Here is a 7,647-nt window from a genome sequence, read left to right as displayed (position 1 = left end):
AGTGGAGCGAGGGGGCACAGAGAGGTCTCACGGGTCGGCGGCTCGGCGGGGGACCGGGCTCGGGAGCAGGGGAAGCGGCTATGTCACCAGGCGGGGGTGGGAGACCGGTAAGACGGGCCTCCGAAAGCGCTCCGAATAACAGTACGGTAACGAGCGGCGCGTGTCACGCCCGATCGGGTCCGTCTGTGATCGCTAGACCGCCTAGGAAGTGGTCCCCGGCGCGTAATCGGGCGCATCCGGAAGGCCGAAGACGCGCTCGAGCGTCTCGATGCCGGAGTCGTGCAGGTACCGGGAGAGCTGGGTCCCGACGTACCGCAGGTGGTACGGCTCCGACTCGTACCCCGTGATCGGAGTGGTGTCGGGCTTGTAGCGCACGAGGAAGCCGAAGCGATGGGCGTTGGCGCCGACCCACTGCCCCTCCGGAGTGTCGCCCCAGCAGATCTCGAGCGCGCACGCGCCCGACGCTCCCACCACGTCGACCGCCCAGCCGGTCTGGTGCTCGCTGTGCCCCGGGCGCGCACTCGTCGCATCCGCTCCCGCCTGCCCGCGCGAGGACACCCAGCCCGCGTAGACGCTGACCTGGGTGTCGTAGGAGCGGTAGGCGCTCTGCACCGCCAGCGAGAGGCCGGCCTCGGAGCGGGCGGCGGCGAAGAGCGGGACGAGGGCGTCCGCGGTCGCCTGGCGCATCGGCTGCCGGTTGACGTAGGGCACGTCGGGGAAGGTCAGGTCGGCGGGGACGTAGTCGACCGGCGCGAGCGTCCGCAGCTTGTTGACGACGACCCAGGTGCTCGCCGGGTCGTCGACGGACTGCGCGGTGAGGTCGATCCCGGAGGCGGTGGGAGTGGGAGTGGGAGTGGCGGTCGGCACCGCCGTGGGCGTCGAGGTGGTCGCGGCCGCGGAGGGCGACGGAGCGGGCGGCGCCGTCGAGGGGGTCGGCGAGGGCGCCGGCGCTCCGTTCCCGATGGCGGCTCCGACCCCCAGCGCGGTCAGGCCCGCCGCGGCGGCCACACCCCCGATGACCAGGGCTCGGCGGCCGACGGGGCGCCCATCGGTCGGCTCGTTCTCGTTCGACGTCATCCTCCGAGCCTAGACAGACCCGTTCCTGCGCATCTGCTGAAGCACCGGCGATCGGTTCTGTCCACCCGTGCCCCTCCACGCGGGTCGCGCATATCCTCTAAGGATTCACATAAGCAGACCCCCTAGCTTGAGTGACAGCCACGACTCCGCGTGCGACCGCCCCCTCGGCTGCACGGCCCCCCACGGAGCCGTCGATGGAAGGACCCCATGCTCCGACCCCTCACCGCACCCTCCGTCCCTCTCGCCGCCCTCGCTCGGACGCTCGAGATCGGCGACGAGGGCGGCCTGACGGCCGAGATCAGCGGAGTGACGCTGATCGCCTCCGACGTCGAGCCCGGCGACCTCTTCGTCGCCCTGCCCGGGGTCAACCGCCACGGGGCCGAGTTCGTCGAGCAGGCCGTGGCCCGCGGCGCCTCCGCCGTGCTGACCGACGCCGCGGGCGCCGACGCCGCGCGCGCGACCGGTCTGCCCGTCCTCGTGGTCGACGACCCCCGCTCCCGCCTGGGCGCCGTCGCCGCCGCCGTCTACGGGACGGCCGAGCGCTCCCCCGTGCTGCTCGGCGTGACCGGCACCAACGGCAAGACGTCGACCGTCCACATGCTCGAGGGGATCCTCCGCCAGCTCGGCGTCGTGCCCGGCCTCAGCTCGACCGCGGAGCGCCACATCGGCGACACCTCGGTGACCAGCGGCCTGACCACCCCGGAGGCGACGGAGCTGCACGCGCTCGTCGCCCGCATGGAGGAGGAGGGCGTCGGCGCGGCCGCGATCGAGGTCAGCGCCCAGGCGCTCACCCGCCACCGCGTCGACGGCGTGGTCTTCGACGTCGCCGGCTTCACGAACCTCAGCCACGACCACCTCGACGACTACGGCGACATGGACACCTACTTCGGCGAGAAGGCCCAGCTGTTCCAGCCCGATCGCGCGCGCCGGGCCGTCGTCTCGCTCGACTCCCCCGCGGGCGCGCGCCTCGTCGAGGTCGCCGGCGTGCCGGTCACCACGATCACCTCCCTCCCGGGCGTCGACGCCGACTGGACCATGACGGTGCTCGAGCAGGAGTTCGGCCGCACCCGCTTCCGGATCGGCAACCGCGAGGGCCGTGCCATCACGACCTCCGTCCCGATCATCGGCACCCACATGGCCGCCAACGCCGGACTGGCGATCGTGATGCTGATCGAGTCCGGTCGGCCGATCGGCGAGATCCGCGCCGCGCTGCACCGCGACGGCGGAGTGGACGCCTCCCTCCCCGGCCGCACCGAGCGCGTCTCCGGCGACCGCGGCCCCACGGTGTACGTCGACTTCGGACACAGCGCCGACGCCTTCGCCCGCACCCTGGAGGCCGTCCGCGAGGTCACTCCCGGCCGCGTGGTCATGGTGTTCGGCGCCGACGGCGACCGGGACGCGCTCAAGCGCCCGGCCATGGCCGAAGCCGCCGTCCTGGGCAGCGACGTGCTGGTCGTGACCGACCACCACCCGCGCTTCGAGGACCCGGCCTCGATCCGGCGCACCCTCGTCGAGGCCGCCCGCGCCGCACGTCCGGACGCCGAGATCCACGAGGTCGACGACCCCAAGCGCGCCATCCGCGTCGCCGTGTCCCTGGCGCACGAGGGCGACGCCATCCTCTGGGCCGGCCCCGGGCACCAGAACTACCGCGACATCCTCGGCGTGCGCACGCCGTACTCGGCCCGAGCCGAGGCCCGCGCAGCGCTCCGCGAGGCCGGCTGGGCGGACGAGGCGGTCCCCGCTCCGGCCTGATGCACGGCCCCGGCACGGCGGCCCTGAGATCCCGTTCAGGCTCGCCGGACGCTCTGTCGCGCTCTCCGCACGCGGTGTAACTTTGCGCAGCACGCAACGTTTGCGGCGGATCGCCGTGCCTGGACGCGTCCGCCAGACAAGGGGACCACCGTGGCCGACTCCGCCTCCGCTCCATCCGCTCCGACCTCGACGCCGTCCGGCGCCGTGATGTCGCACCGGCAGATCCTGTTCGTCATCTTCGGCCTGATGGCGGGGATGTTCCTCTCCTCGCTCGACCAGACCATCGTCGGCACCTCGATGCGCACCATCGCGGACGACCTCGACGGCCTCTCGCAGCAGGCGTGGGTGACCACCGCCTACCTGATCGTCTCGACGATCGCGACGCCGATCTACGGCAAGCTCTCCGACATCTTCGGACGCCGCCCGCTCTACCTGATCGCGATCGTGCTGTTCCTGATCGGCTCGACGCTCGCCGGCTTCTCGACTTCGATGCTCGGCCTCGCGGGCTTCCGCGCCGTGCAGGGCCTCGGCGCCGGCGGGCTCATGTCGCTCGCGCTCACGGTGATGGGCGACATCCTGCCCCCGCGCGAGCGCGCCAAGTACCAGGGCTACTTCCTGGCCGTCTTCGGGATCTCCAGCGTCGTCGGACCGCTCATCGGCGGCCTGCTCGCCGGCACCCCCGAGATCCTCTTCATCACCGGCTGGCGCTGGGTCTTCCTGATCAACCTCCCGATCGGCGCCGTCGCGCTCTTCATCGTCGTGCGGTTCCTCCACCTGCCCAAGCCCGCCGGCAAGCGCTCGGTGCGGATCGACTGGTGGGGCGCCTCCCTCGTCGTCATCGCCGCGGGACCGCTGCTGCTGATCGCCGAGCAGGGCCGCGAGTGGGGCTGGGGCTCGCCGATCGCGTGGGTCTGCTACATCGTCGGCGCGCTGGGCGTCATCGGCTTCATCGCGGCCGAGCGGATGATGGGCGACGACGCGCTCATCCCCCTCAAGCTCTTCCGCTCGCCGACCTTCTCGATGGCGACCGTGCTGGGCGTCCTCGTCGGCTTCGGCATGTTCGGCGGCATGATGGCGATCCCGCTGTACCTGCAGCTGGTGAACGGCGCCACGCCGACCGAGTCCGGCTTCCTGATGCTGCCGATGATCCTCGGCCTGATGATCGCCTCGATCGTCTCGGGTCAGATCATCTCGCGCACGGGCCGCTACCGCGCCTTCCCGATCGTCGGCACGTTCCTGATGTCGGCCGCGTTCTTCTACTTCACCTTCGTGACGATCGACAAGCCGGTGATCTTCATGATGGGCGGGATGCTGATGCTGGGCCTCGGGCTCGGGCAGATGATGCAGACCCTCACCCTGGCCTCGCAGAACTCGGTCGACGTGGCGAACATGGGAGTCGCGACCAGCGCCTCCACGTTCTTCCGCCAGATCGGCGGCACCCTGGGCACCGCCGTGATCTTCTCGGTGCTGTTCAGCCGGATCCCCGACACCATCGCCGCGGCCTTCAAGAACCCGGCGCTCACGGCGGATCTGCAGCGGGCCGTCACCGATCCGGCCGTCGCCGCGGACCCGGCCAACGCCGGGATTTTGAAGCTGCTGCAGTCGCAGGACACCGCCGCGATCGGCTCCGCGCTCGACGGGGACACGTCGTTCCTGAACACCGCGGACCGCGCCCTGTCGGCCCCGTTCCTGACCGGGTTCAACGACGCGACCGTGACCGTGTTCCAGGTCGCGCTGGGCGTGGTCCTGCTGGCCTTCGTGCTCTCGTGGTTCCTCAGGACCCCGCCGCTGCGGGCGAAGTCGGCCATGCAGGAGGCCCACGACCTCGCGGCCGAGGACAGCGCGGAGGAGCTGCGCCGCACGGACCCGCAGCTGGCCGCGCGCGCCGGGGCCGACCTGGCCGCGGGCAGCATCGAGCCGGACGTCCGGACGGACTCGATCCGCACCGCTCCTCCCCGCGACGGGCACGGCGCCCACCGGGCCTGATCGGGAAGCGCCGACCGGCCCGCGTCCTGCGCTCCGCTCCTCTCCTCCGAGGCGCCGCCTCCGCCGCCCGGACACCGCCCTCACCGCGGTGTCCGGCCGGGGAGGCGGCGCCTCGCGGTCGTCCGGGGCGCGGTGTCCCGCGTTCCGGGGCGAGAGAGCGCTCCACCGGGGCTCTAGGATGGTCGGACCGCTGCCGAAGGAGTCCGCAATGAGCGCCGCCCCCACCCCCTCCCCCGCGACCCCGAGCCTCTCGGAGCAGATCGCCCGCGTCGACCGGCTCGCCGTCCGCGACTGGCCCGCCGGCTTCCTCTGGGGATCCGCGACCGCCGCCGCCCAGATCGAGGGCGCCGGCCACGAGGGCGGCAAGGAGGACAGCATCTGGGACGCGTTCTCCCGCGTCCCCGGAGCGGTCGCGAAGGGCGACACCCCCGAGGTCGCGGTGGACCACTACCACCGGATGCCCGCGGACGTGCGGCTGATGAAGGAGCTGGGGCTCGGCTCCTACCGCTTCTCGGTCAGCTGGGCGCGCGTGAAGCCGGGCGACCGCGCCGTGAACCCCGAGGGCCTCGACTTCTACTCCCGCCTGGTCGACGAGCTGCTCGGCGCCGGCGTGCTGCCGTGGCTGACCCTCTACCACTGGGACCTCCCGCAGGCCGTCGAGGAGACCGGCGGCTGGGCGAACCGCGACACCGCCGAGCGCTTCCGGGACTACGCCGAGGCCGTCTACGAGAGCCTCGGCGACCGGGTGCAGCACTGGACGACGTTCAACGAGCCGTTCTGCTCGACCCTGCTCTCCTACGGGGCGGGCGTGCACGCCCCCGGCGTGATCTCGCAGCAGAAGGCCCTCGCCGCCGTGCACCACACGCACCTCGCCCACGGGCTGGCCGTCTCGACGCTCCGGCAGCTCGGAGCGCAGAACCTGGGCATCACGCTCAACCTCTCGAACGCCGTCCCCGACGACCCCGAGGACGAGGCCGACCTCGACGCCGCACGCCGCTTCGACGCCCTCCAGAACCGGATCTTCCTCGACCCGCTGCTGCGCGGCGAGTACCCCGAGGACCTGCTCGAGGACGTCGCCGGGCTCGGGCTCGACGAGCTGATCGTCGACGGCGACCTCGATCTCATCTCGCTCCCGCTCGACTTCCTCGGCGTGAACCACTACCACGACGACAACGTCTCTGCGCATCCGCTGCCGGCCGGAGCCGACGACTTCGCCCAGGCGACCGACCGCGAGGTCGGCTCCCCCTGGGTCGGCTCCGAGTTCATCACCTTCCCGTCGCGCGGGCTGCCGCGCACCGCGATGGACTGGGAGGTGAACCCCGACGGGCTGCGCTACCTGCTGACCCGCCTGGGCCTGGAGTACGAGAACCTCCCTCCGCTCTACGTGACCGAGAACGGCGCCGCCTACGACGACGTCGTCGAGGACGGCCGCGTGCACGACGCGGACCGCACGCAGTACGTGCTCGACCACGTCGAGAAGGTCGCCGACGCGATCGACCAGGGCGCCGACGTCCGCGGCTACTTCGTGTGGTCCCTCCTCGACAACTACGAGTGGGCTTGGGGCTACGAGAAGCGCTTCGGCGTCGTGCGCGTCGACTACGGCACGCAGGAGCGGATCGTGAAGGACTCGGGCCTGGTCTACTCCCGACTGCTCGGCGGCAGCGCCGCGGCGATCCTGGACTGACCCGTGAGCGAGCCGACGGGCGTCCGCGGCGGGGGCCGCTCCCCCACCCTCGAGATGGTCGCGGCGCGGGCCGGAGTCTCGCGCGCGACGGTCTCGCGGGTGGTCAACGGCGCCCCGCAGGTGGCGGCCGAGATCGTGGCCGCCGTCGAGAAGGCGATCGGCGAGCTCGACTACGTGCCCAATCACGCGGCGCGGATGCTCGCCTCGCGGCGCACGCAGTCGATCGCGCTGATCGTGCCGGAGTCGACCGCGCGCGTCTTCGCGGACCCGTTCTTCGCCTCGATCGTGCAGGGCGCCGCGATGCGCCTGGCCGACACGGACTACACGCTCTCGATGCTGATCGCGTCCGAGACGGACGGCGAGAAGACGCGGCGGTACCTGCTCGGCGGCAATGTCGACGGCGCGCTCGTGGTCTCGCACCACTCCGGCGACCACTCCTACGCGGCGCTCTCGGGCACGCTGCCGATCGTCTTCGGCGGCCGGCCGCTCTCGCCGGACGAGCGCGGCTCCTACTTCGTCGACGTGGACAACACGGAGGGGGCGGCCGTCGCCACCGCGCACCTGATCGAGCGCGGCCGGCGCCGGATCGCCACCATCGCGGGCCCCGCCGACATGCCGCCGGGCGTCGACCGCCTGATCGGCTGGCGCGGAGCACTCACCGACGCCGGCCTCGCCGACGACCTCGTCGAGTGGGGAGACTTCTCGCCGGCCAGCGGCACCGAGGCGATGCGCCGCCTCCTCGCCCGCGACCCCGACCTGGACGGCGTCTTCGCCGCGAACGACCAGATGGCGGTCGGCGCCTACGCCGCCCTCCGCGAGGCCGGCCGCCGGATCCCCGAGGACGTGTCCGTCGTGGGCTTCGACGACGATCTCTTCGCGCGGAACGCCGTCCCCGCGCTGACCACCGTTCGCCAGCTCCCCGACGAGCTCGGCGCCCGCATGGTGGAGCTGCTGACCGCCCGCATCGAGGGGCTCCCCGTGGAGCACCGCACGCTGATGCCGACGTCGCTGGTCGTCCGCGCCAGCAGCTGACGCCGGCCCGCGACTGTCCAGGAGTCGTCGCAGTCGACGCCGAGTGCGACTACTTCTGCGTAGTCGGAGGGCTCTGCGTGCTCGATCGGATGCGGACCGGCGGGCGGATCCGGACG

General features: G+C 72.3%; 5 protein-coding genes. 4 read left to right on the top strand and 1 reads right to left on the bottom strand.

From position 1 onward, the window contains the following. Window positions 1-201: 201 nt before the first annotated feature. Entirely contained in the window at window positions 202-1,077 is an 876-nt protein-coding gene (locus C5C63_RS10120; RefSeq protein WP_104325986.1) for a D-alanyl-D-alanine carboxypeptidase family protein, read from the bottom strand. A gap of 207 nt (window positions 1,078-1,284) precedes the next feature. Here C5C63_RS10120 and C5C63_RS10115 point away from each other — a divergent pair, with 207 nt between their 5' ends. The 4 genes from C5C63_RS10115 (at window position 1,285) to C5C63_RS10100 (ending at window position 7,531) form a co-directional block, all read left to right on the top strand. After that, entirely contained in the window at window positions 1,285-2,829 is a 1,545-nt protein-coding gene (locus C5C63_RS10115) for a Mur ligase family protein (protein ID WP_104292504.1), read from the top strand. A gap of 207 nt (window positions 2,830-3,036) precedes the next feature. Then, on the top strand, window positions 3,037-4,815 hold the full coding sequence (locus C5C63_RS10110; protein WP_104325988.1) for an MDR family MFS transporter: 1,779 nt from the start codon (window positions 3,037-3,039) through the stop codon (window positions 4,813-4,815). Window positions 4,816-5,023: 208 nt separating this feature from the next. Further along, window positions 5,024-6,499 (top strand): GH1 family beta-glucosidase, encoded by a 1,476-nt coding sequence (locus C5C63_RS10105; RefSeq protein ID WP_104325985.1) that lies wholly within the window; start codon window positions 5,024-5,026, stop codon window positions 6,497-6,499. A gap of 54 nt (window positions 6,500-6,553) precedes the next feature. Further along, complete coding sequence (locus C5C63_RS10100; protein ID WP_104225165.1) at window positions 6,554-7,531, top strand: LacI family DNA-binding transcriptional regulator; 978 nt, start codon at window positions 6,554-6,556, stop codon at window positions 7,529-7,531. Window positions 7,532-7,647 lie beyond the last annotated feature (116 nt).

This window comes from Rathayibacter sp. AY1B8, from assembly GCF_002932775.1.
GTDB lineage: Bacteria > Actinomycetota > Actinomycetes > Actinomycetales > Microbacteriaceae > Rathayibacter.
This window is presented reverse-complemented; position numbering and strand designations above follow the sequence as displayed.